Raw genomic sequence first — 23,370 nt, forward strand, 5'->3', positions numbered from 1 at the left:
TCAGGACCTCCGCTGGGTGTCGATCGTCAGGTTGCCGAGGTTGTCGACCACTCCGGTCATCTCCGGCGGTACGACGACGGTCGTGGTGGGCACTTCGATCACGGCGGGTCCGGTGATGACGTGGCCGGCCTGCAGCGCGCGATAGTCGTAGATCGGCGTCTCGACGTACCCGACCCGGGCGTCCAGACAGACCTTCCTGGTGGCGAGCAGGGCGGCGGACGGGTCCGGCCCGGCGGCGTCGGCGAGTTTCGGCAACGTGGGCGAGAACGGCAGTACGCCGGTCCCGCGGACTCGGAAGGTGATCGCCTGGATCCCGGCCGCGCTGAAGCCGGTGCCCTCGCCGTACAACTCGGCGTACCGCTTCTCGAAAGCCGCGACGGTATCGGCCACCATGGTCGCGTCGAGCACGCCGTTCGGGACCTCGACCGAGACCTCGGCCAGTTGCGCGGTGTAACGCAGATCCAGCGACCGCACGCACTCGATCCGCTCGAAGCTCAGGCCCTGCCGATCGAGCGCGGACCGGACCTGCTCCTCGAGGACGGCGAAGTTCTCCTGCGCCCGAACCGGATCGAACGGCATCGGCCCGGGGTCGGACAGCTCCGCGGCCAGTACGACGTCGGACGAGGCCAGACCGTAGGCAGAGAACGCGGACGCGACCGGACCGAGCGGTACGACGACCTCGCGCACACCGACCTCGGCCGCGTACGACGCGCAGTACGCGGGACCCGCACCACCGAACGCGTAGAGCACGAACGACCGCGGATCGTGGCCGGCCTCGACCACCGTCTTGCGCAACAGGTCACCGGTCTGCGCGTTCTGGATCGCGTAGATCGCGGCCGCGGCGTCCTCGACGCTGAGGCCGAGCGGTTGGGCGATCCGGTCCCGGATCGCGCGCCGCGCCGCCTCGACGTTGAGCGCCTTGCGGCCACCGAGCAGCCCGGACTCCGGGAGGATGCCGAGCACCAGGTTGGCGTCGGTGTTGGTGGGCTCGGTGCCGCCGGCGTCGTAGCAGGCCGGGCCGGGCACCGACTGCGCGCTGCGTGGACCGACCTGGAGGTTGCCGCCGGCATCGATCCACGCGATCGCGCCGCCTCCGGAGCCGATCGCGTGCACCTCGAGCGTCGGCACGTTCACCGGGTGGTGGTTGATGATCGTGGTGCTGGCCCGGACCGGTTCGCCGTCCACGATCAGGCCCACGAGGAACGTCGTACCGCCGACATCCGTGGTGATGACGTTGCGGTGGGCAAGCTGCCGGCCGAGCGAGACGGCACCGACAACGCCACCGGTCAGCACCGAGCCGACCGTGCTGATCGCCGCGGACGGCGCCGCACTCGCGGCGATCGCACCACCGTTGCTCTGCATCACCAGCAGCGGGCCGGCCAGTCCCTGCTCGCGGAGGCGGCCTTCGAGCGCTCCCAGGTAGTCGCGCAGGCCAGGCCCGATCTGCGAGCTCATGATCGTCGTCGCGTTCCGGGCGAACTCACGGATGCGTGGGCTGACCTCCGACGACAACGCGACGAACACGTCCGGATCGGCCTCGTGGATCAGCTCCCGGATCCGCCGCTCGTGCACGGGGTTCTTGAACGACCACAGCAGCGACACCGCGATCGAGCGGATCCCCTCGGCGAGCAGACCGGCCACCGCGGTCCGCACCGAGTCCTCGTCGAGCGGCACGACGACCTGTCCGTCGCGGTCGATCCGCTCGACCACCTCCAGCGCGTGCCGTTTGGGGATCAGGCCGTGGTTCTTCCCTTGGCCGAGCACGTTCTGCAGCTCGTCCGGCGACGAACCGAGGTACCGCCCCTCGACGTTCATGATGAAGATCGAGTCGCGGTGCCCGACCGTGGTCAGGAAGCCGACCGGCGGCACGTTGCCCGTCACCAGCGCGTTCAGTGACGACGTGGTGCCGTGCGCGATGTGGTGCGTTCCGGCGAGCATCCGCTCGACCGGCTCGCCGAGCTGCTCGGCCAGACCGGCGAGCGCGTCCATCACGCCCTGGGAGTAGTCCGCGGGCGTCGACGGCGCCTTCGCCGCGACGATGGTGCCCGCATCGTCGTCCAGCACCGCGTCCGTGAACGTTCCGCCGACGTCCACTCCGATGACATAAGCCATGGCGTCCTCGCTTCCTGTGAGGACACCAAGCTAGACACCTGCTTACGCTGGCGTCAATACTTCGACACTCTTGTCAGCAGCGCCGGAATCCGAGGCGGTGGAGAGCGTCGCGGAGGTGGAGCCGAGCGGCCAAGACGGGCGGAGCCAAGGTCTTGACATGTTTGCGCAACTTGCCGCAAAGTTGCCGAAACCTTGGAAACCACCCGGGAGCCGATCCGTGAACCCAACCCTGACCGACGTCGCGCAGCGTGCCGGCGTCTCGTTGTCGACCGCGTCCCGGGCGTTCAGCGACCCGGACCGGATCGGCCGGGACACCCTGCGCCGGATCATCACCGCCGCGGAGGAGATCGGGTACGTCGCCTCGGCCGGCCGCCGGTCGCGGAACGCGAGCCTGCCGACCCGCTCGGCCACGGTGGCGATGATCGTGCCGGACATCGGCAACCCGGTGTTCGCCGGCTTCGTCAAGGCGGCTCAGGCGCACGGGTGGAACCGGCGGCAGACCATCGTGCTGACCGACACGGACGGCAGCCCGGACCGCGAGCGGGAGATCCTCGGCGAGCTGCACGAGCGGGTCGACGGGTTCATCGTCTGCTCGCCCCGGCTGCCAGCCCACGACATCGCCGAGCTGTGTGGTGACAGTCCGCTCGTCCTGGTCAACCGGACCTCCGACGAGACCAACAGCGTGGTTCCCGACGCGGCAGACGGCCTGCGGCAGGCGCTCGAGTACCTGCGCGTGCTCGGCCACGACCACGTCGCCTACGCACAAGGCTCACCGCTGTCCTGGTCGAACCAGAACCGGGTCGGCGCGCTGCAGCACCTCGCGGACGAAGCAGACATCGAGCTCGAGCTGATCGGCTGGCAGGCGGAGACCGTGGCCGGCGGCCAAGCCGCGGCGGCGAGCGTCGTCGCCTCCGGCGCCACTGCGGTGATCGCGCACAACGACCTGATGGCGCTCGGCATCATCACCGGCGCGACGAACCTCGGTGTCGAGGTGCCCAGCGACCTCAGCGTGATCGGCATCGACGACACCCCGCTCGCGGAGGTCGGCCGGCCGACACTGACGAGCATCCAGGTCCCGATGTCCCGCGCCGGCGTGATGAGCGTCGACATGCTCCACCAGCAGCTCACCGCGGACCCCACCCAACCGCCGATGGCTCCGCGAACGGTCACGCTGCCCACGCAACTCGTCGTACGGCAGAGCACCGGCCCAGTCTCGGGCTGGACGCCGGCCCGCGGACGGAGCGACGCATGAAAATCGTCGTCACCGACCCCAACCTGCTACCGCTGCGCGCCGAGCTCGAGGCCCTGCTGCCGCCAGGCACCGAAACGATCTGGGCAACCCCGGACACCGTCCTCGATGCCCTCCCCAACGCCGACGTCCTGGTCGGACCGGCGTTCACCAAGGAGATGGCGGACGCGGCGCCCGGCCTCCGGCTCGTACAGGTCGCCGGCGCCGGCACCGACCGCGTCGACCGGCAAGCACTCGACGGCAGGACCCTCGCGAACACCTACCACCACGAGGACGCGATCGCCGAGTACATCGTCTGGGCCACGATCGCGCTCCGCCGCGGGTTCCCCCAAGCCGACGCGGCGCTTCGCCAAGGACACTGGCTCTCCCCGGTGTACGACGCCACCCTGCCGCAACCGCACACCCTGGCCAGCGCGTCGGTCGGCTTCGTCGGTCTCGGCCACATCGGCCGCGCCACCTGGCGGGTGCTGCAAGCGTTCGGCGCCCAAGGCCAAGCGGTCACCGGCTCCGGTCGAGCCGACGCCGAAGGACTCAACTGGGCCGGCGACACCGCACAACTCCCGCGGCTGCTGGACGAATCCGACGTACTGGTCGTCTCCGCCCCGTTGACCGACGCCACCCGTGGCCTCGTCGGCGCCGCAGAACTCGGCCGGCTCGGGCCGGACGGCGTACTCGTCAACGTGGCCCGCGGACCGCTTGTCCAGCAGCAGGCTCTGTACGACGCCCTCCGCGACCGGACCATCCGCGGCGCCGCCCTGGACGTCTGGTACTCGTACCCCGGCCCGGACGGCCGCGGGCAGCCGGCCAACGCCCCCTTCGGCGAGCTCGGCAACGTCCTGCTGACTCCGCACATCTCCGGGATCACCCGGCAGACCTTCCTCGGCCGCGTCCAGGACATCGCGGCCAACATCACGGCTCTTGCCGAGGGCAACGAGCTGCGCACTGTCGTCCAACCCTGAAAGCACTCCTATGACCGATCGCATCGTCGCCGCCGAGGTCATCGTCACCAGCCCCGGCCGCAACTACGTCACGCTCAAGCTCCGGACCGCCGACGGCCTCGTCGGGTACGGCGACGCCACCGTCAACGGCCGTGAGCTCGCCGTCGCGTCGTCCCTACGCGACCACGTCAACCCGCTGCTCGTCGGCATCGACCCCGCGCGGATCGAGGACACCTGGCAGTTCCTGTACCGCGGGGCGTACTGGCGCCGCGGGCCGATCACGATGGCCGCCATCAGCGCCGTCGACCTCGCCCTGTGGGACATCAAGGGCAAGACCGCCGGCCTGCCGGTGTACCAACTGCTCGGCGGCGCTGTCCGCGACCGCGTGCTCGCCTACACCCACGCCTCGGCCTGGGAACTCCCGGCCTTGCTCGACGCCGTCGACGCCCGCCGCGAGGAAGGATTCCGAGCCGTCCGCGCGCAGTCCGGCGTACCAGGTCTGGAGACCGTGTACGGCGTCCACCGTGACGCGCACGGTTACGAGCCCGCCACCCGCGGTGCCGCGCCGGTGGTCGAGTCGTGGAATACCGACGCCTACCTGCGCCACGCGCCGTCCGTGCTGACCGCAGTGCGTGAACATGTCGGTCCGGACCTCGCGTTGCTGCACGACGCGCATCACCGGCTCACACCGCAGCAGGCGGCACGACTCGGGAAGGATCTCGAGCCCGCGGACCTGTTCTGGCTCGAGGACGTCACCCCGGCGGAGAACCAGGAAGCCCTGCGGCTCGTGCGCCAGCACACGACGACACCGCTGGCGATCGGTGAAGTCTTCAACACCATCTACGACTGCAAGGATCTGATCACCGAGCAGCTGATCGACTTCATCCGCGTCGCGGTCGCCCACGCGGGCGGCATCAGCCACCTGCGCAAGATCTTCGCGCTGGCCGACGTCTACCAGGTCCGGGCCGCTCCACACGGACCTTCGGATGTCTCGCCGGTGTCCTTCGGGGCCAGCGTCCACCTCGGGTTGTCGACGCACAACTTCGGCATCCAGGAGTACATGGGCTACGACCCGCTGGCGCACGAGGTCTTCCCGCACTCGTGGTCCTTCGCCGACGGCCAGCTGCACCCGGGCGAGGCTCCGGGGCTCGGCGTCGAGGTCGACGAGGAACTGGCCGCGAAGTTCCCGTACGAGCCCGCCTACCTGCCCGTCGCGCGGACGCTCGACGGCGCGATGACCGACTGGTGATCGTCTTGTCTCCAGCGCTGAGCCGCGGATCCGTTCCCCGGCACTTGCTCACCCTCGACCACAAGCCGTCCGCCGCAGGCATCGTCCACCTCGGCCTCGGCAACTTCCACCGCGCCCACCAAGCGGTCTACACGGCACAGGCCGGTGGCTGGGGCATCCTCGGCGTGGCCAGCCGATCGGCCACCGTGGCCGACACTCTCAACGCCCAGGACGGCCTCTACTCCGTGCTGGAATTGTCGCCCGCGGGTTCGTCGATCAGCGTGCCCGGCGTTCACACCGGCGCGATCGTCGCCGCCCACGACCCTGCTGCCGTGGTCGCCGCGATCGCAGCCGAGGACACCCGGATCGTGTCGATGACCGTGACCGAACACGGCTACTGCATGGACCCGAGCACCCATCGACTCGCCCTCGACCACCCCGGCATCGTTGCCGATCTCAACAACCTCGCACCCGTGACTGTGATCGGTCAGCTCGCCCGTGCGCTCGAGGTGCGCGCTGCCACCCACGGCCGCCCGATCACCGTCCTCAACTGCGACAACATGCAGTCGAACGGCGCCCAGACCCGCAGCCTGATCCTCGAGTTCCTCCAGGCAGCGAACAGCAAGGCCGAGGACTGGATCGCCGCCAACGTGAGCTTTCCGAACTCGATGGTCGACCGGATCGTGCCCGCGACCACGGACGCCTACCGCGCGTCGGCGTACGAGCTGCTCGGTGTGCAGGACAGCATCACGGCCCCGGCGGAGCCGTTCACGATGTGGGTGATGGAGGATCGCTTCGCCGCCGGACGGCCGGCCTGGGAGCGAGCCGGCGCGGTGTTCTCCGACGACGTCGAGGCCTACGAGCTGATCAAACTGCGGCTGCTCAACGGCACCCACTCGCTGATCGCGTACCTCGGCGCGCTGGACGGCCGCGCGACCATCCCGGAGGCACGCGCCCAGGACTTCATCGAGGCCGCGGCTCGCGCCGTCCTCGAAGACGAGTACCTGCCGAGCATCAGCCTGCCGGACGGCTTCGACGTCGAGGCGTACGTCGATTCGCTCTTCCAGAGGTGGTCGAACGACGCACTCGGCCACCGCACGCAACAGGTCGGCACCGACGGGTCCGTCAAACTCCCGCAGCGGGTCCCCGAGCCGGCGGTGCGACTCCTTGCCAAGGGCATCATGCCCGAACATCTGGCGCTGACGGTCGCCGCCTGGCTGTGCTGCGTCGTACCACCGAACGGCTTCGACCCCGGACCGCATGCGCGGGCCATGGTCGACCCCGCCCGCGACCGCCTCGTCGCCGGCAGTCCAGTGCCCCTCGCCCAGGAAGCCCTCACCCGCTTCTTCCCCGCTGAGCTTGCTCAGAGCAACGAGTTCGTCCAGCGCGTCGCCGAGTACGTCGCCGTCATCCGCACCGACGGCGTCCGAGCCGCTGCCCGCGAGGCCGCACGCTCCCGCACCCCGCACCAGCCGCAGGCATCGCCCGCGGCCTGACGTCCCCAGAGGATCCGCCATGGCACCCACCGCGACCACCACGGTCAGCACCGAACCACCCCGGCAGGAAGTTCGCCGGGCCGCGCTCGCCGGCCTGATCGGCACCGCCCTCGAACAGTACGACTTCGTCATCTACGGCACCGCCTCGGCGCTGGTCTTCAGCAGCCTGTTCTTCCCCAACGTCTCCGCGACCGCCGGTCTGCTGGCCAGCTTCAGCGCCTACGCGGTGGGCTTCTGCGCCCGCCCGCTCGGCGGCTTCTTCTTCTCGCGGTACGGCGATCGCCTCGGGCGCAAGTGGATCCTGGTGGCCACCTTGACCCTGATGGGCGTGTCGACGATGGCGATCGGCGTGCTTCCGACGTACGAGAGCGTCGGCGTCTGGGCGCCGATCCTGCTCGTGCTCAGCCGGTTCCTGCAGGGCTTCGGCGCGGGCGCCGAGCAGTCCGGGGGCGCGACCCTGCTGACCGAGACGGCGGCCGTCGGTCGTCGTGGCCGGCTGGCCGCCCTGATCATGACCGGCGCAGCCGCGGGTACGGCGCTCGGCGCGGGAGCATGGGCGCTCGTCCAACTACTGCCGGAAGAGCAGCTGATGTCGTGGGGCTGGCGGCTGGTCTTCCTGAGCAGCGCGTTCGTCACGGTGGCGGCGTACATCCTGCGGCGAAAGCTGAAGGAGACGCCGGTGTTCACCGAGATCAAGGCCGAGCGTGCGGCCGCCGCGGCGCCGGTGCGCGAGGTGTTCCGCAACGGCAAGAAGGCGGTCGCGCTGGTCACGCTGATGACGGTCGGGCTGAGCGTGCAGTCGTACACCTACCAGGTCTTCATGGCCTCCTACCTCAAGGGCGAGGTGAAGATCGACGCGCAGACCGTGCCGGAGATCCTGCTGGTCGGCGCGATCTTCGGCGGCCTCGGCGCGATCGTGCTCGGGTACCTGTCCGACCTGTTCGGCCGCCGGACCGTGTTCCTCGGGATCGCCGGGCTGCTGCTGGTGCTGCCGTTCCCGACGTTCCTTGCCCTGAGCACCGGAAACCTGACACTGATCTACGGCGCCATGATCGTCGGCTTCGTCTTCGCCTGCCAGGGCGGCGTCGCGGTCACGATGAGCTACTTCCCGGAGATGTTCGGCAGCCGGTACCGGTACGCCGGGGTCACCCTGGGCCGCGAGTTCGCCGCCGTTCTCGGCGGTGGGTTCGCGCCGCTGATCGCGGTCGCGCTGCTCGGCGCCTTCGACTCGTGGGTGCCGGTCGCGATCTACATGACGGTGGCGATGGCGGTCACGTTCGCCGCCGCCCTGTTCGCGCCGGAGACCCGGGACCGGGACCTGCTCGCGCCCGAGAACGCCACCGACCGCACACTGGCACCAACCGCCGCCTGAGCGAACCGAAGTCAGAGGAGAGCCATGAAGGCCATCGTCATCCAGGGCAAGCTCGAGCTCGTCGAGACCGAACTGCCCACCCCGGTCCCGCAACCCGGGCAGGTGCGTCTCCGGATGGCGTACGGCGGGATCTGCGGCTCCGACCTGCACTACTACAACGAGGGCGCGAACGGCGAGTTCGTCGTCCGCGAACCCCTCGTCCCCGGGCACGAGCTCTCCGGCACGGTCGACCTCGACCCGTCGGGCGAGCTCGCACCCGGGACACCGGTGACCATCCACCCCGCCACCTTCGGCACCTCCGAGCCAGGGATCGAGGACCGCCCGCACCTCTGGCCGAACGGCGCCTACCTCGGCAGTGCGTCCACCTGGCCGCACACGCAGGGCGGGATGAGCGAGTTCCTGGTGGTCGGCAAGGGCATGCTCCGGGTCTTGCCGACCACCCTGCCGCTGCGCCGCGCGGCCCTTGCCGAGCCGCTCGCCGTGGGGTTGCACGGCATCGCCATCGCCGGAGGCGTCAAGGACAAGCGTGTGCTGGTCTCCGGATCCGGCGCGATCGGCCTGCTGACTGCTGCGGGCGCACTGGCCCTCGGCGCCGCCGAAGTGGTGACGACCGACGTCCTCGCCGGTCCGCTGCGGCGGGCGCGTGATCTCGGCGTCCACGACACGATCCAGATCGGCACGAAGGACGTGCCGTCCGGACACTTCGACGTCGTACTGGAGTGCACGGGCATCCCGGTCGCCATCACGGGCGCTCTCGACGCGGCCACGCGCGCCGGCATCGTCGTACTCGTGGGAATTCCGCTCAACGAGGCACGTCCGGTGAACCTGTCACCCCTGGTCTCCCGGGAGCTCCAACTGCGCGGCACCATGCGCTTCAACGACGAGATCGGCCGAGCCGTCGACCTCCTCGACGCCAACCCCCACCTCGAACAGGTCGTCACCCACGAGTTCCCCGCCACCCAGGCCATCGAAGCCTTCGCCGTGGCCAAAGACTCCGACGCCTCGGGCAAGGTCCTCGTCTCGCTCTGGTAAGTCGTCCTCATCGCACCGATGAGTTTCGGCCCTCCTCGCGGTCTGCACAGATGACAGCGAAATCTGGAGGGTCTGTGCGGACGACGAGTGAGCAACGGTGGGTGTTGGGGCTGGCCTCGGTGGGGTCGGTCATGGTGGCGCTGGACGTGCTGGTGGTGGCGGCTGCGTTGACCACGCTACGGGCGGACCTGGGGGCTTCGGCCGAGCAGCTCGAGTGGACGGTGAACGCGTACGGCCTCAGCTTCGCGATGTTGCTGATGACGGCGGCCGCGATCGGGGACCGGTGGGGCCGGCGGCGGACGTACGTCGCCGGGCTGGCGTTGTTCTCGGTCGCCTCGGTGGCGTGCGCGCTGGCCACCTCGTTGCCATGGCTGATCGCGGCGCGGACCGCTCAGGGCGTCGGCGCGGCGGTGGTGATGCCGTTGTCGATGGGCCTGCTGGGTGCGGCCTTTCCGCCCGAGCGGCGCGGCTGGGCCATCGGCGTCTTCAGCGGCGTCACGGGGCTGGCCGTGCTGGGTGGTCCGATGATCGGCGGCGCGGTGACCGAGGGCCTGGCCTGGCAGTGGATCTTCTGGATCAACATTCCGGTGGGCGCCCTCGCGATTCCGTTGGCCCTGCGGAAGATCCCCGAGAGCACCGGGCCGACCCGGCGCCTCGACCTGATCGGCGCCGGCCTGATCACCTTCGCGGTCCTGGGCCTGGTCTGGGGCGTGGTTCAGGGCGCGAGTGCCGGGTGGTCGAGTGCGGAGGTCCTCGGCTCGTTCGCGATCGGCGTCAGCTTCCTCGCGGCCTTCGGAGTCTGGGAGGGACGGACAGCCCATCCGATGGTGCCGCTGGCCTTCTTCCGCAACCGGACCTTCACCGCGGCGAACACGGCCGGATTCTTCCTCAGCGCGGCGCTCTTCGCCTCCGTGTTCTTCCTGGCCCAGTACATGCAGGCGGTGCTCGGCTCGGCTCCGTTCAAGGCCGGTCTGCAACTGCTGCCCTGGACCGCCACACTCTTCATCGTCGGTCCGATCGCGGGTCGTCTGGTCGATCGGGTGGGTGAGCGGCCGTTGGTCGTGATCGGGATGGCGCTGCAGACCCTCGGCATGTTCTGGATCAGCGAGATCAGCAGCGGCTCGGTCCAGTACGTCGAACTCGTCGCACCGCTCGTGATCACCGGCTGCGGGATCTCGCTGGCGCTGCCGGCCACGCAGAGCGCCGGCGTCGGCGCCCTGCCGCGCGAGGCGGTGGGGATCGCATCCGGCATCTACAGCATGACCCGCCAGGTCGGTGGAGCCGCGGGCGTCGCCGTACTCGGATCCGTCTTCGCATCCGCCGGCGGATACCTCGGCAACGGTTTCACCCGGGCGCTTGCGGGTTGCGGCGTACTGTCGTTGCTCGGAGCGCTGGCCGGCCTGGGCATCACCGCACGGCGCAGTACCGGCGGCCAGGTCGTCCCCGAGGCGATGGAGGAGGTCGGATGAACCTGGAGGAGGAGTTCGCGCAGCATCGGGGTGGGTTGGTCGCGCACTGTTACCGGATGCTGGGGTCGTTGCACGATGCCGAGGACGCGGTGCAGGAGACGTACCTACGCGCCTGGCGCGGGCACGCCGACTTCGAGCAGCGCTCCTCGGTCAAGACCTGGCTCTACCGGATCGCGACCAACGTTTGCCTGAACTCTCTGCAGCACAGCAGCCGGCGCGTCGTTCCGTCCGCTCTCGGCGCTCCCGGTCACGACCCGGGCGAGCTCCAACCGCAATCGCCCGAGTTGACCTGGCTGGAGCCATTCCCTGATCCGATGCTCGGCGCCGACCCGGCTGCCGTCGTCGGGGACCGGCAAAGCCTCCGGCTGGCGATGGTCGCCGCACTGCAACACCTGCCGCCGCGTCAGCGCGCCGTCCTCATCCTTCGTGAGGTGCTGACCTGGCCGGCGGTGGAGGTGGCGGCGCTGCTCGACACCACGACAGCAGCGGTCAACAGCTCACTGCAGCGAGCCCGGGCCGAGCTGGCAAGGCTCAAGCCGGCCGAGGAGGACCTGAGCGAGCCGGACGAGCCCGTACGGCGTGCTCTGCTCGATCGGTTCGCGGCCGCGTTCGAGAACAAGGACCTGGTGGCGCTGGAAGGGCTGCTGACCGCGGACACCCGGTGGGAGATGCCGCCCATCCCGACCTGGTTCAGCGGGCGTGCCGACGTACTTCGGCTACTGGACGCGAAGCTCTCGCCTGGACCGAACCAGCGGATCGTGGTCGAGGTCTCCGCGAACGGACAGCCCGCGTTCGCGCTCTATGTCCGCGGCCGCGACGGATTGTTCCACGCGCACTCGATCAAGGTCCTCACACTCACCAAGGCCGGAATCTCCGCGGTGCTGGCCTTCCACAACCCCGCACTCTTCCCGGCCTTCGGACTACCGATCAGCCGGTCCAAGGAGAAGTCATGACCCTGGCAACCACCCTTCGAGCCCTGCACGTACCCGGCACACCTGTGGTGCTTCCCAACGCCTGGGACGCGGCCTCGGCCCGGATGGTCGAAGCGGCAGGCTTCCCCGCCGTCGCGACCAGCAGCTTCGCGACCGCCACGATCCTCGGGTACGACGACGGCGAAGCGGCACCCATCGACGACGTACTGGCCGCGGCCGCCCGGATCGCCCGAGCCGTCTCCGTGCCCGTCACGATCGACTTCGAGCGTGGCTACCGGCTCGCACCGGCCGAGCTCGTCGAGCGCTTCGCCGCCACCGGCGCCGCCGGGCTCAACCTGGAGGACTCCGAGCCGTCGACCGGCGAACTGATCGACGCCGGTCGGCAGGCGGACTTCTTGGCGGCGATCCGGGCAGCGGCCGGAACCGACTTGGTGATCAACGCCCGGGTCGACACCTTCCTGCGCCAAGCTGGTCCGCCCGCCGAGCAACTCCAGACCGCGATCGACCGCGGCACTCGCTACCTCGCGGCCGGCGCCGACTGCGTCTACCCCATCGCCGCCGCCGACCCCGAGGCGATCCGCAGGCTGACCAAGGAGCTTCCCGGCCCGGTGAACATCAGCTACGGCCAGGGAACCAACTCCCTCGCCGACCTCGCCACGCTGGGCGCAGCTCGCATCACCTTCGGCCCGATGCTCCAACGTCACCTCTACAGCAAGCTCGCCACCGACGTCCTCCCCGCTCTCGCCTCCGGCCAGAACCCATTCACTGCATGAGGTCAGGGACCTCGTGGGCGAGGATGCGGCCGCGGTCCGGCACGGTGGTGGTGCGGGCCGCGGCTGCGGGGGCGACGGGGTCCGCGGGGCGGCGGTGATGCCAGTCGGTCTCAGCTTGGTACGCCGCCGCGACCGCGAGCAGGCGGTCTTCGCCGAACGGTTTGCCACCCAGGATCGTGCCGATGGGAACACCGGCAGAGCTGAACCCGATCGGCAAGGCGAGCTCCGGCAACCCCAGCGCGTCGAAGGGTGTCGGAGATGTCTGTACGACGACATCGCACTGCTCGAACAGGTCGTCGAGGACTCGCTGGAGCAGCAACAGCTTCGCCCGCTGCCCGATCAGGTACTCGTTGGCCCCGAGCAACGCGCCCTGCAGCCAGCCGGTCACCGACACCCCGAACCCGCGCAGGTCCGACCGCAGCATCGGCAGGAACGGCTCACTCCGCTCCGGCAACCGGACGTTGTTGAAGGCAGCGTTGGTGAGCAGGTCCCACTCCTCGGGCATCGTCACGTCGACGACCGACAAGCCCTCGATGCCGGCGAGTACGTCGAGCGCCGCCTTGCGGGCCACGGCCGTCTCCGAGGTACCGCTGGTGAATCCGGGGATGACACCGATCCGCGTCCGCCAGCGCGCCCGGGTCCGACCGCTCCGGACCACCGGAGTCGCCGCGCTGACCAGATCCGGAACCGGCGGCAGCCCTTGCGTCCGAGGGTCTGCCGGGTCCTCGCCGGCCATCGAGCTCAGCATGATCGCAGCGTCCATCGCGTCGCGCGCCAACGGTCCCGGGTGATCACGGGTGTAGCTCAGCGGCACGATCCCGGACAGCGAGACCCGGCCCATCGTCGGTTTCAGGCCGGTCAGGTTCTGCGCGTTCGACGGCGCGGTGATCGAACCACCCGTCTGGGTCCCCACGCTCGAGGCTGCCATCCGCGCCGCCACCGCAGTAGCTGACCCGGACGACGAACCACCCGGATCCGTGCTGGGATTCCCGGGCGTCCACGCGTTCACCGTGGTGATCCGCCCGTCCGGCGTGGTCGCGCGAGTGGTTGCCAGCGGCCCCATTTGCGTCTTGCCCACCACGATGCCACCAGCCGCGGTGAGTCGTCGTACGGCGGTCGCGTCGTACGGGGGCACGAAGTCCGCGAACAGGTACGAGTTCGCGGTCGTGGTCACACCCTTGGTGTAGTAGTTGTCCTTGATCGCCAGCGGGATCCCGTGCAACGCGCCACCACGGCTGCGGCCCAGCGCCCGTGCCCGGGCCAGTGCCTCGTCCGCGAGCACCAGGTTGAACGCCTGGTACGTCGCGTCGTACGCAGTGATCCGATCCAGATAGGCCTCCAGCAACTGCTCCGGCGTCAACCGGCCCTTCCGGATCAGCGTCGCGGCCTCGGCGATCGTCAACTCACTGACATCGACGGATCTCGCCGGCACGTCGACCAGCGGCGCCTTGGTCGGCACTGGCGCCGCGTGCGCGATCGACGGCAACGCGACCGAACCAACGGTCGTGGCGGCGGCCAGGGCGCTCGCGCGGTACAGGAACGACCGCCGATCCACCTGCCCGTCCAACGGCGCACTCATCGCGCCTCCCGGACGACGTCGATCGAGGGGTACAGCTGCGGCGGCGCGACCTGCTGAGCGAGCGCGGAGTCCGCCCCGAACGAGTAGGCACTGAGCGGCAGCACCGTGGTCCGCATGAATCCGCGCAGGCTCGCGAGGACCGAGTCGCGACCCGGGCTCCCCGTGGCCGGATCAGGGGTACTCCCCGCGGGCAGTTGATCGAGATCGATGCCGATCGAGGCCAGACGCGCCCGGATCATCACATCCAGCTCCGCGCCCGTCGGTTGACTGAGACTCACAAGACCCTCCCGGTCGTGGCGGCAACCTTGTCAGGACCTTTATGTCAGCTTCGTTGACGCGGCAGATTTCACCGAGGTCACCACCACGTTGCGGCGCTGTGAGTGAACCGCCGGACAACAGACGCGCGGGGTCCTTGTGTGGGATCGGCGGGATCGGGTAGTAACGGATAGGTAGTCCAAGCAACCATCGAATGAACGGGGAAAGACGATGGGTATGTTCGACGACATGAAGGACAAGGCCGGCGGCCTGGTCGACGAGCACGGCGACAAGGTGAGCGAGGGCCTGGACAAGGCCGGTGAGTTCGCCGACGAGAAGACCGGTGGCGAGCACGGCGACAAGATCGACCAGGGCACCGACTTCGCCAAGGACCAGCTGGACAACCTCGACGGTCAGGACGACGACATCCAGTAGCCGGCGCTGAGCTGAGACGCGGAGCGGCCGCGGGCTCACCCGCGGCCGCTCGCCGTTCTACACGGGCACCTTCCAGCTCTGCGGATCCAGACCGTTGCAGTCGTAGATCTGCAGGTCGGTGCCGTCTGCAGTGGCGCCGCTCGGGCTGTCCAGGCATCTGCCGGACTGCGGATTCAGCAGCGAGCCGTTCGGCTGCGGCTGCCAGATCTGCCCGCCGGCCGTGCCGCAGTCCCACAGCTGGACCTTGGTGAAGTTCGCCGTACCGTTGCCGACGATGTCGAGACACTTGCCGAAGGCACGGATCCTGCCGTCGGTCGACATCGTCCACTGCTGTCCGGGTACGCCGTTGCACGTCCACAACTGCACGGCGTTGCCGCTCGTCGGGGTGTTGGTGTCGACGTCGACACATTTGCCGGCGGTGGCCGGGCCGGTGATCGGGCCGGTCGGATAGCCAGGCAGGTTCCACTTCTGCGGGTCGAGGCCGTTGCAGTCGTAGATCTGCAGGTCAGTGCCGTCAGCCGTGGCGCCGCTCGGACTGTCCAAGCATCTGCCTGACTGCGGGTTCAGCAACGAGCCGTTGGCTTGTGGGCGCCATTGCTGTCCGCCCGCCGGACCGCAGTCCCACAGCTGGACCTTGGTCAGGTTCGCCGTACCGTTGCCCACGATGTCCAGGCACTTGCCGAAGGCGCGAATGGTGCCGTCGGCCATCATCGTCCACTGCTGACCTGGCACGCCGCCACACGTCCACAGCTGCACGGCTCGCCCGCTGACCGCGGTGTTGGTGTCGACGTCCAGACACTTCCCCGCCGCAGCCGGGCCGGTGACCGCTCCGGTCGGTCCACCGACGACACCGGTGCCGAAGCGCACCTCGCATTGGTTGCCGGTGCCCAACCACGTCGCCGCGAGGTAGAGGAACGACGTGCCGTTCGCCGACGGGACGATCGGCGAGCTGTACCCCGGGCAGGACGGGACGCCGGCCGCGTAGCCGCCGGTCGGGTTGACGTTCACCGGTGCTTCGAGCTCGGTCCAGTTGCCGGTGCCGAGCGAGGTGTTCGCGAAGACGACCGAGCCCGACTCGGCCATCACCGCCTTGTTGCCGGTCGGCCCGGTGACCACGCGTTGCCCGGACAGCAGCAGCGTGCCGTTCGGTCCGCCGCCCGGCACCCAGGCGATGTACGGCGTGTGCAGCAACTGGCGACCGTCACTCGTCTGGACCAGCGTGCCGGGGTTGTTCGTCGGCGCCCAGTTGAGGCCGTCGGAGCTGGTCTTGATGTAGACCTCACACGCGTGGTCCGCGTTCGTCGCGTCCCGGCACAGCTCGTACGTCATCATGAACTGCCCGCTCGGCAGTGCGGTGATGATCGACATCCCGGGTCGGGCGAGGTTGTCGGCCGGGAACGCGATGTCGGTGGTGATGCTGCCGCTCCAGCTCGCGCCGCCGTTGGCCGAGGTGTAGTGGCCGATGATCTGGTTGTTGGTCGGCGAGCCGGCCGGGCGCTCGTCGGAGATGAAGCACGCGAGGGTGTTGTTCGGCGCGAGCAGGAACCACGGCTCCCAGATGCCGTGTCCGATGGTGTTCGGCTGGCCGCTGGTCTGGGTGCAGTTCGACAGGTACTGCCAGCTCGCGCCGTGGTCGGTGCTCTTGAACACCTCTACCTTCTGCGCGGTGAAGTTGCCCTCGTCCCACGCCGTACCGGCGGCGAGCAGGTCACCCTGGTTGAGGCCGTTGGCGGTTCGTGGCACCTCGTAGATCACCGGGGCGCCGAGGTCCCAGCCGGCTGTGTTGGAGGTGATCGTGCTGATCGGGTTGGCGCCGAAGGTGGCGCCGCCGTCGGTGCTGCGGAAGACCGGGAAGGCGCTCGGGCCGGATTCGTTGCGGCGGGCAAACGTTGCCAGCACGGTCCGGCCCGCGCTCCCGTCGTGGTCGAGCCGGATCGCCCGTGGGTAGCTGGCGTCGGCGTTCGGATAGGTGGAGAGGTTGGGGCTGTAGAGCACGTTCCCCGGCGGCGCGGCAGCCGCCGGGGTAGTCACCAGGGCGGCGGCGACCACAGCCAGGGCGACCAGCAACCTGCGAACGGACATGAAACCTCCTCGGATAGGGCGGATCCCCGAGATCAGTGCATGGTGATGTCTACGAACGTGCGCGCAACGACCCCTCCGGACGCATCGGTAACCCACAACTCGAGCCGACCCGGCGTCGCCACCACATCGACCGGATCCGTAACGACAAACGGCTTCGCCTCAACCGGCGCGTCCCCGGTTGCCCAATGCAACGTCCCCACCAACGGCTCCCGCCCACAATGCGAAACCCGAACCGGCACCGTCGCCCGCCCCGCCAGCTCACGCCCGGGCGCCTCCCCCGCCACCACGCCGGCACCGTCGGACTCCTCCCCCACCACACCGCCACCGTCGCGCGGGTTCCCCGCCACCACCGCGTCGGTTTCGGGCGTCTCCTCCCCCACGACCACATCTCTGCCGGGTGCTTGCGGGGTCACGTCGATGATGAGGGTGGTTTCGGCGTGCACGTCGGACGGGACGGTGCCACCTAGGTCCTTGGGGCGGCGGTCGTAGGTGTAGATGCCTACGGTTTCGTGTTCGATGTCGTAGAGCTCGGTGAAGATGTAGCCGGCGTTGCGCGGGTGCCTGCGGAGCTCCTGCGTCTGCCAGCGCAGGTGCCAGCCACGCTCCACACTGGTCGACCCGCCGCCGTACTCGCCGTTGAGCTGGATCCGGTCCGCCGGATCGAAGCCGGGCGCCGCGATCGTCTTGGTGGCCACGAAGTCCGGGCCGAGCCGGACCGGGAAGCTCCCGTCCGCGGTGTTGACCAGCCGGTCCACGACCGACGCCCAGGACCCGACGTTCTCGTCGTAGTAGTGCCAGTCCACGAGATCGGTCTCGACATGCGCCCACCCGGAGTTGTCGACAATCGGACGACTCGGGTCCGCATCCCGGATGATCCGGTAGGCCCGCCGTACGGCGTCCTGTTTCGCCGGATCACCGGGGACGTCCCAGTCGAGTCCCCACTCCTCGTTGTACGCACCCCAGATCACGATGCTCGGGTGGTTGCCGTCCCGCTCGACCATCCCGGCGGTGACCGCTTCGAAAGCTGCAACGGCTGCCGGCGTGAAGCGACCGGTCGACGGCGGCTCGGCCCAGACCAGCATGCCGAGCTTGTCCGCCCAGTACAGCCAGCGCGGGTCCTCGAGCTTGAGATGCTTCCGGACCAGGTTGAACCCGGCCTCCCGCGCCAGTTCGAGATCGCGCCGCAGCGCGTCATCGGTCGGCGCGGTGTGACCGCCGGTCGGCCAGAAACCCTGGTCCAGCGCACCCCGGACGTACGTCGGTACGCCGTTCAGCAGCAGGTTGTTGCCTTGCCACTCGATCCGCCGCAACCCGGTGTACCCGCGGACCGTGTCCTCGCCGGCGGTGACGACGACGTCGTACAGATGTGGATCCTCCGGGCTCCACAGCCGCGGTTCGGGGATCGGCAGGGTGACGGGTCCGGTCACGTCTTCGAACTCGTGGACAGCGACGCCGGGGATCTCGATCCGGACCGGGGACGGGCCGACCACGCTGACCTCGATGCCGTCGAGCTCAGGGGTCGGGCGGAGGGTGAGCTCGGAGATGTACTCCGCCGGTCGCGGCTCGAGCCACACGGTCTGCCAGATCCCGCTGGACGGGGAGAACGCACAGCCGTCGTAGTCGTCGGCCGGCATGCTCCGCTGCTTCCCGTGCGGGATGAACCTCTTGTCCGTCGGCGCCTCCACCCGGACGACCAACGTCCCGGCGCCGTCGTCCAACTGGTCGGTGATGTCGGCCTCGAACGGCAGATACCCACCCTCGTGCTCGACCGCCGGCTGACCGTTGACCCACACGGTCGCGTGATGATGCACCGCACCGAAGTGCAGAATCGTCCGCTGGTCCGCCCACTCCGCGGGCCGATCGATCCGCCGCCGATACCAAGCGACCGGCAGCCAATGCGCAACAACACCCGAGTCGGGGTGCTCCCAGGGAAACGGCACGACAATGGTCGCCGACTCGGCGCCGGCCGGCCAGGCGGAGTGCCAGGCGGCCGGCAGGCCGTCGTCGGACGGGTCGGGGGCGAAGTCCCAGTCGCCGTTGAGGTTGAGCCAGCGGGACGACCGGTCGAAGTGTGGGCGGGGGTAGTCGGGGCGTGGTGTGTTCACAGGTTCTCCAGTCAGCCTTTGAGGCTTCCGGCCATGACGCCTTTGATGAGGTGGCGTTGCAGGGCGATGAAGACGATCAGGACGGGAATCGCGGCGATCGTGCTGGCGGCCAGCAACTGGCCCCAGACGCTGGTCCAGTCGGCGCCGAGTTGGCCGGACCGGATGTTCTGCGCCAGCGCGGACAGCATCACCTGCAGGGTCTGGTGCTGCTCGTCGTTCACCGCCACGACCGGCCAGACGAAGTCGTTGTAGATGTTGATGAAGGTCAGGACGCCGAGTGCCGCCAGCCCCGGGCGGATCACCGGGACCACGATGCTCGCGAAGATCCGCAGCTCGCCGGCGCCGTCGACCCGGGCGGCGTCGAGCAGCTCGTCCGGGATCGACAGGATCACCTGCCGCATCCAGAACACCCCGAACGCGTCGATCGCACCGGGCAGGATCAGCGCCTGGAACGTACTCACCCAGCCGAGCTGACTCATCTCCAGCAGCAGCGGGATGAGCAGCACCAGCGTCGGCAGCATCAGCGTGGTCAGCACCGTGCCGAACAGCAGCCGCTTGCCGGGGAAGTCGTACTTCGCAAAGGCGAACCCGGCCATTGGGCAGAACACCATCGTCAACGCGCCTTTGACCAGTACGACGATCGCCGTGTTCCGGAAGCCGGTCTCGATCGGGATCGTGTCCAGCATCGCCCGGAAGTTGTCCAGCGTGAGCTGTCCCAGGTCGAAGCCGAACGGCCGCGCGATGATGTCGCCGCCTGGCTTCAACGACGAGACCATCATCCACAGCAGTGGCGCCAGGCTGATGACGGCGGCGACGGTGAGCAGCCCGTAGCGGCCGACAGCGGAGAGCTTCATCCGTCCTCCCGGGAACGCAGCAGCCGGATGGAGGCGAGCGACAACGCGAGCACCATCACCACGAGCAGCATCGAGTTGGCGGCGCCGAGGCCGAGGTCGGAGTTGGTGATGTGCTTGTACAGGTAGAGCCCGGCGGTCCGGGTCCCGTTGAACGGTCCGCCGCCGGTCACGACGTACGGCTCGGCGAACAGCTGGAACACGGTCAGCGTCCCGATCACCACGACGAAGCTCAGCGTCCGGGTGACGAGCGGAACCGTGATCGACCAGAACTGGTGCCACGCGTTCGCCCCGTCGATCCGGGCCGCCTCGTAGACGTCCGAGGGGATCGTCGACAATCCGGCCATCAACAATATGACGGCGTAGCCGGTGGTCCGCCACAGCACCAGCAGCGCGACGGTCACCTTGGCCCAGATCGAAGTGGTCAGCCAGCCGACTGCTGGCAGACCGAGCGACGTCAGGCCGTGGTTGATCGCACCGAAGTCCTTGTCGAACAAGATGATCCAGACCTGCGCCATCGCCACCAGCGGCGTGACGAACGGCGCGATCAGCGCGGCGCTGAACAGTCCACGAAACGTTGCCTTGCGCAACGCGACCGCGATCGTCAGCGCGATCAGCACCTGCGCCGGTACGACGAGCAGCCAGAGCCCACCGGACACCGCCATCGACTGCCAGAAGTCCGGACTGGCCAGCAGGAACCGGTAATTCGCCAGCCCGATGAACTCCAGCACCCCGGCGCCGTGCCAGTTGGTGAAGCTCAACTGCAGCGCGAAGAAGATCGGATAGGCGCTGAACGCCGCGAACACCAGCACGAACGGCGCGACGAACAGGTACGGCGCGGCCTTGACCCGGCGGCGGCGTCGTATCGGACGCGTTTCCCGCCGAGTCCGGGCCGCCTCGGTGACGGTCACCATCAACTGGGCCCCATCAGGTTCTTCTGGATCTGGGTCGCCGATGTCTTCAGCACCTCGTCCGGGCTCATCTTCCCGGCCAGCAGCTTCTGCACGTTGACCCCGAAGTAGTCGACCGCCTTGCCCCACCAGGTCGGGATCGAGTACCCGCCCGGGACCTGCTTGCCCGCCTCGACCGCGACCTTCCACAGGTCCTGGCCGCCGAGCGCGTCGATCGGCTTGAACAGCGGCGTGTTCGGGTCGAGTGCCGGCAGGTACGACGGGATCGACGTGTTCAGGCCACCCGGGTACACGTCGTTCGGCCCGTAGACCGCGGTGTAACCCTCCTTGCTGAACACCAGGTGCTCGTAGAGCCGCCAGGCCAGCTCCGGGTTCTTCGACTTGGCCGGGATCACGAACGACGAACCGCCCATCACACCGGACCGCGCGCCTCCGTCCTGCCAGGCCGGCAACGCGGTCGCCCGCCACTTGCCCTTGCTTGCCTTCAGCAACTGCTGCGGCGCGAACACGAACCACTGCGCCCACGGTACGAACACCTGCGTCCCGTTGTCCTGGGTCTGCAGGTCGGTCGGCTGGGTGTACTTCGCCAGCGTCCCGAGCCCCTCACCCCGCACCTGGTCGAGCCAGGTCAACGCGTTCCGGTACGGATCGGACTCGATCGTCAGCTTGCCCGAGGCGTCGACCATCGCGCCGCCCTGCTGGTTGGCGAACATGTCGATCCACAACTGGGCCAGGAACTGGTCGTTCTCCAGATGGATCGGCTTCGCCTTCGGGAACTTCTCCCGGACCGTCTTGGCCGCCCCGAGCAAGGCGTCGTACGTCGTCAGGCTCGCCGGGTCGACGCCTGCCTGAGTGACGATGTCCTCGCGGTAGAACAGCAGACCGGGGTCGAGGTCCCACGGCACCGCGACGACCTTGCCGTCGACGGTCACCACCCCCAGCTTGTACGGCGCGATGTCCGGCTTGTACTGCTCGATCAGCTGACTGAGGTCGTGCAGGTGCGGCGCGACCCCGGTCAGCAGCGCGTCGTCGTAGAACGCGCCGTCCGGGACGCCGGCGCCGCTGATCAGCGTGGCCGGGAGCTTGGCGTTGATGTCGACGGCGACGTGGTTGACCTTCACCTGCGGGTACTTCGCGGTGAAGCTCGCGATCGCCTTGTCGAAGACCTTGAACAGGTCGCCGGTGCGGTCCCAGATGGTCAGCTCGCCGGACGGCGGCGTGGTCGCACTGGTCGCCGGCAGCGGACTGCTGCCGGTGGTGTTCCCCGGCGCGCAGGCGCCGAGGCCGCCGGCGACCAGGGCGGCACCAGCGCTCCGGAGCACGGTACGGCGGGAGATGCGGGACGAGAACGAATCGGTCATGGCCCTTCCTTATGACTTTGTGCAGAGCCGCATGACTTTCGCGGGGCTTGCAACGTTGCAAGGACTGTCCGGAACGCTATGCTTGCAACGTTGCAAGTGTCAAGAGCTCGCCGACCGGGAAGAGGTACCCAGTGCCCGCCACACTGCGTGAAGTCGCCGAACGTGCCGGCGTCTCGGTCCGGACCGTGTCGAATGTGGTGAACGACTTCCCGCAGGTCGCGCCGGAGACCCGGGCCAGGGTGCAGCGCGCGCTCGACGAGCTCGGGTACCAACCCAACGCCGTTGCCCGCACACTGCGGCGCGGACGGTCCGGCCTGATCGCGTTGGTGCTGCCGGAGCTCGACGTACCGTACTTCGCCGAGCTGACCCGGGCCGTGATCGAGCAGGCCGCCTCCGCCGGCTACACGGTCGTGGTCGACCAGACCGACGGCGACCCGGTGCGCGAGCGGGAGCTGGTGATGCGCGGCAACCGGGCGGCGATGTTCGACGGACTCATCTTCAACCCGCTCGCCCTGGGCGACGCCGACCTCCGCGACCGCCCGTCCTCCACGCCGGTGGTGCTACTCGGTGAACGCGTGGTGCAGGGCGGCCTCGATCACATCATGATCGACAACGTCGGCGCTGCGGAGCTTGCCACCCGGCACCTGATCGACCTCGGCCGGCAACGGATCGCCGCCATCGGTGACCAGTCCGACGAGAGCCGCAAGACCGGCCAACTGCGGACCCGGGGATACCGAAGCGCTCTGCACGCGGCCGGACTGGACGTCGTACCCGAGCTGATCCGTCCGACCGAGTTCTTCCACCGATCCGATGGCGCGGCCGCGATGGCCGAGCTGCTGGCGTTGCCCGATCCCCCGGACGCCGTCTTCTGCTACAACGACCTTCTGGCGCTGGGCGCACTGCGCACGATCCTCAGCCGCGGGCTCCGCGTTCCCGAGGACATCGCCCTGGTCGGCTTCGACGACATCGAGGACGGCCGCTACAGCACACCGAGCCTGACCACAATCCGGCCCGACAAGACGCAGATCGCGAAGCACGCCGTCCAACTGCTGCTGAGTCGCCTCGACGGTGACCAGTCGCCGCCGGCCGAGCTCGCGGCCGACTACGACCTCGCCGTCCGGGAGAGCACGGGCGAAACCACGGCGCACTGAGCGCCGAATGCGGGGGTGGGGGTGACCGGCGGTCCGGTA

The 23,370-nt window shown here is 69.1% G+C and carries 19 protein-coding genes; 11 read left to right on the forward strand and 8 right to left on the reverse strand.

From position 1 onward, the window contains the following. Positions 1-2,112: a hydantoinase/oxoprolinase family protein gene (locus tag ACIBL3_RS10265; RefSeq protein ID WP_396352967.1), complete on the reverse strand. Its 2,112-nt coding sequence runs from the start codon at positions 2,110-2,112 to the stop codon at positions 1-3. A 217-nt stretch (positions 2,113-2,329) separates the two neighbouring features. On the opposite strand from ACIBL3_RS10265, the gene ACIBL3_RS10270 reads away from it, so the two are divergent. The 9 genes from ACIBL3_RS10270 to ACIBL3_RS10310 all read left to right on the forward strand — a co-directional run bounded on the left by ACIBL3_RS10270 (position 2,330) and on the right by ACIBL3_RS10310 (position 12,601). Next, positions 2,330-3,364, forward strand: coding sequence for a LacI family DNA-binding transcriptional regulator (locus tag ACIBL3_RS10270; protein WP_396352968.1), 1,035 nt, complete (start codon positions 2,330-2,332; stop codon positions 3,362-3,364). After that, positions 3,361-4,320 (forward strand): 2-hydroxyacid dehydrogenase, encoded by a 960-nt coding sequence (locus tag ACIBL3_RS10275; protein WP_396352969.1) that lies wholly within the window; start codon positions 3,361-3,363, stop codon positions 4,318-4,320. Before ACIBL3_RS10270 ends, ACIBL3_RS10275 begins: the two co-directional genes overlap by 4 nt. A 10-nt stretch (positions 4,321-4,330) precedes the next feature. Beyond that, positions 4,331-5,548, forward strand: a complete 1,218-nt coding sequence (manD, locus tag ACIBL3_RS10280) for a D-mannonate dehydratase ManD (protein WP_396352970.1) — start codon at positions 4,331-4,333, stop codon at positions 5,546-5,548. Next, entirely contained in the window at positions 5,545-7,023 is a 1,479-nt protein-coding gene (locus ACIBL3_RS10285) for a mannitol dehydrogenase family protein (RefSeq protein WP_396352971.1), read from the forward strand. The genes manD and ACIBL3_RS10285 overlap by 4 nt, the downstream gene beginning before the upstream one ends. A gap of 19 nt (positions 7,024-7,042) precedes the next feature. Next, on the forward strand, positions 7,043-8,395 hold the full coding sequence (locus tag ACIBL3_RS10290; protein WP_396352972.1) for an MFS transporter: 1,353 nt from the start codon (positions 7,043-7,045) through the stop codon (positions 8,393-8,395). Positions 8,396-8,419: 24 nt separating this feature from the next. Continuing rightward, a complete protein-coding gene (locus tag ACIBL3_RS10295) occupies positions 8,420-9,427 on the forward strand; it encodes a zinc-binding dehydrogenase (protein ID WP_396352973.1) in 1,008 nt (335 codons plus the stop codon). A gap of 74 nt (positions 9,428-9,501) precedes the next feature. Then, positions 9,502-10,896: a DHA2 family efflux MFS transporter permease subunit gene (locus ACIBL3_RS10300; RefSeq protein WP_396352974.1), complete on the forward strand. Its 1,395-nt coding sequence runs from the start codon at positions 9,502-9,504 to the stop codon at positions 10,894-10,896. Then, a complete protein-coding gene (locus tag ACIBL3_RS10305; protein WP_396352975.1) occupies positions 10,893-11,849 on the forward strand; it encodes a sigma-70 family RNA polymerase sigma factor in 957 nt (318 codons plus the stop codon). The genes ACIBL3_RS10300 and ACIBL3_RS10305 overlap by 4 nt, the downstream gene beginning before the upstream one ends. Beyond that, a complete protein-coding gene (locus ACIBL3_RS10310) occupies positions 11,846-12,601 on the forward strand; it encodes an isocitrate lyase/phosphoenolpyruvate mutase family protein (RefSeq protein WP_396352976.1) in 756 nt (251 codons plus the stop codon). The genes ACIBL3_RS10305 and ACIBL3_RS10310 overlap by 4 nt, the downstream gene beginning before the upstream one ends. Here ACIBL3_RS10310 and ACIBL3_RS10315 read toward each other — a convergent pair. Together ACIBL3_RS10315 and ACIBL3_RS10320 are read right to left on the reverse strand one after the other, a co-directional pair. Further along, entirely contained in the window at positions 12,591-14,180 is a 1,590-nt protein-coding gene (locus ACIBL3_RS10315; RefSeq protein ID WP_396352977.1) for an amidase family protein, read from the reverse strand. The two genes, ACIBL3_RS10310 and ACIBL3_RS10315, sit on opposite strands and share 11 nt — an antisense overlap. After that, on the reverse strand, positions 14,177-14,458 hold the full coding sequence (locus ACIBL3_RS10320) for a hypothetical protein (protein ID WP_396352978.1): 282 nt from the start codon (positions 14,456-14,458) through the stop codon (positions 14,177-14,179). The genes ACIBL3_RS10315 and ACIBL3_RS10320 overlap by 4 nt, the downstream gene beginning before the upstream one ends. A gap of 208 nt (positions 14,459-14,666) precedes the next feature. Here ACIBL3_RS10320 and ACIBL3_RS10325 point away from each other — a divergent pair, with 208 nt between their 5' ends. Then, positions 14,667-14,870, forward strand: a complete 204-nt coding sequence (locus ACIBL3_RS10325; RefSeq protein WP_396352979.1) for an antitoxin — start codon at positions 14,667-14,669, stop codon at positions 14,868-14,870. 57 nt (positions 14,871-14,927) lie between these two features. Here the strand turns inward: ACIBL3_RS10325 and ACIBL3_RS10330 are convergent, their stop codons facing one another. The 5 genes from ACIBL3_RS10330 to ACIBL3_RS10350 are packed head-to-tail and all read right to left on the reverse strand — an operon-like array spanning position 14,928 to position 22,180. Next, the gene (locus tag ACIBL3_RS10330; protein ID WP_396352980.1) at positions 14,928-16,952 is read right to left on the reverse strand and encodes a ricin-type beta-trefoil lectin domain protein; all 2,025 of its coding nucleotides are present in this window, start codon (positions 16,950-16,952) and stop codon (positions 14,928-14,930) included. Between the two features lie 32 nt (positions 16,953-16,984). Further along, positions 16,985-19,057 (reverse strand): glycoside hydrolase family 2 protein, encoded by a 2,073-nt coding sequence (locus ACIBL3_RS10335; RefSeq protein WP_396352981.1) that lies wholly within the window; start codon positions 19,055-19,057, stop codon positions 16,985-16,987. Positions 19,058-19,068: 11 nt separating this feature from the next. Next, entirely contained in the window at positions 19,069-19,911 is an 843-nt protein-coding gene (locus tag ACIBL3_RS10340) for a carbohydrate ABC transporter permease (protein ID WP_396352982.1), read from the reverse strand. After that, a complete protein-coding gene (locus ACIBL3_RS10345; RefSeq protein ID WP_396352983.1) occupies positions 19,908-20,822 on the reverse strand; it encodes a carbohydrate ABC transporter permease in 915 nt (304 codons plus the stop codon). Before ACIBL3_RS10345 ends, ACIBL3_RS10340 begins: the two co-directional genes overlap by 4 nt. Beyond that, the gene (locus ACIBL3_RS10350) at positions 20,822-22,180 is read right to left on the reverse strand and encodes an ABC transporter substrate-binding protein (RefSeq protein ID WP_396352984.1); all 1,359 of its coding nucleotides are present in this window, start codon (positions 22,178-22,180) and stop codon (positions 20,822-20,824) included. The genes ACIBL3_RS10345 and ACIBL3_RS10350 overlap by 1 nt, the downstream gene beginning before the upstream one ends. 131 nt (positions 22,181-22,311) lie before the next feature. Between ACIBL3_RS10350 and ACIBL3_RS10355 the strand changes: the two genes are divergently transcribed. Then, positions 22,312-23,331, forward strand: a complete 1,020-nt coding sequence (locus ACIBL3_RS10355) for a LacI family DNA-binding transcriptional regulator (protein WP_396352985.1) — start codon at positions 22,312-22,314, stop codon at positions 23,329-23,331. Positions 23,332-23,370: the final 39 nt, after the last annotated feature.

This window comes from Kribbella sp. NPDC050124, from assembly GCF_044460355.1.
GTDB lineage: Bacteria > Actinomycetota > Actinomycetes > Propionibacteriales > Kribbellaceae > Kribbella.

Bases quoted from the DNA above. Each gene is read 5' to 3' on its own strand.
- ACIBL3_RS10305 (WP_396352975.1), top strand. From the start codon at position 10,893: ATGAACCTGGAGGAGGAGTTCGCGCAGCATCGGGGTGGGTTGGTCGCG.
- ACIBL3_RS10350 (WP_396352984.1), bottom strand. From the start codon at position 22,180: ATGACCGATTCGTTCTCGTCCCGCATCTCCCGCCGTACCGTGCTCCGG.
- ACIBL3_RS10290 (WP_396352972.1), top strand. From the start codon at position 7,043: ATGGCACCCACCGCGACCACCACGGTCAGCACCGAACCACCCCGGCAG.
- ACIBL3_RS10315 (WP_396352977.1), bottom strand. From the start codon at position 14,180: ATGAGTGCGCCGTTGGACGGGCAGGTGGATCGGCGGTCGTTCCTGTAC.
- ACIBL3_RS10295 (WP_396352973.1), top strand. From the start codon at position 8,420: ATGAAGGCCATCGTCATCCAGGGCAAGCTCGAGCTCGTCGAGACCGAA.
- ACIBL3_RS10340 (WP_396352982.1), bottom strand. From the start codon at position 19,911: ATGAAGCTCTCCGCTGTCGGCCGCTACGGGCTGCTCACCGTCGCCGCC.
- ACIBL3_RS10325 (WP_396352979.1), top strand. From the start codon at position 14,667: ATGGGTATGTTCGACGACATGAAGGACAAGGCCGGCGGCCTGGTCGAC.
- manD (WP_396352970.1), top strand. From the start codon at position 4,331: ATGACCGATCGCATCGTCGCCGCCGAGGTCATCGTCACCAGCCCCGGC.
- ACIBL3_RS10345 (WP_396352983.1), bottom strand. From the start codon at position 20,822: ATGGTGACCGTCACCGAGGCGGCCCGGACTCGGCGGGAAACGCGTCCG.
- ACIBL3_RS10275 (WP_396352969.1), top strand. From the start codon at position 3,361: ATGAAAATCGTCGTCACCGACCCCAACCTGCTACCGCTGCGCGCCGAG.
- ACIBL3_RS10310 (WP_396352976.1), top strand. From the start codon at position 11,846: ATGACCCTGGCAACCACCCTTCGAGCCCTGCACGTACCCGGCACACCT.
- ACIBL3_RS10265 (WP_396352967.1), bottom strand. From the start codon at position 2,112: ATGGCTTATGTCATCGGAGTGGACGTCGGCGGAACGTTCACGGACGCG.
- ACIBL3_RS10330 (WP_396352980.1), bottom strand. From the start codon at position 16,952: ATGTCCGTTCGCAGGTTGCTGGTCGCCCTGGCTGTGGTCGCCGCCGCC.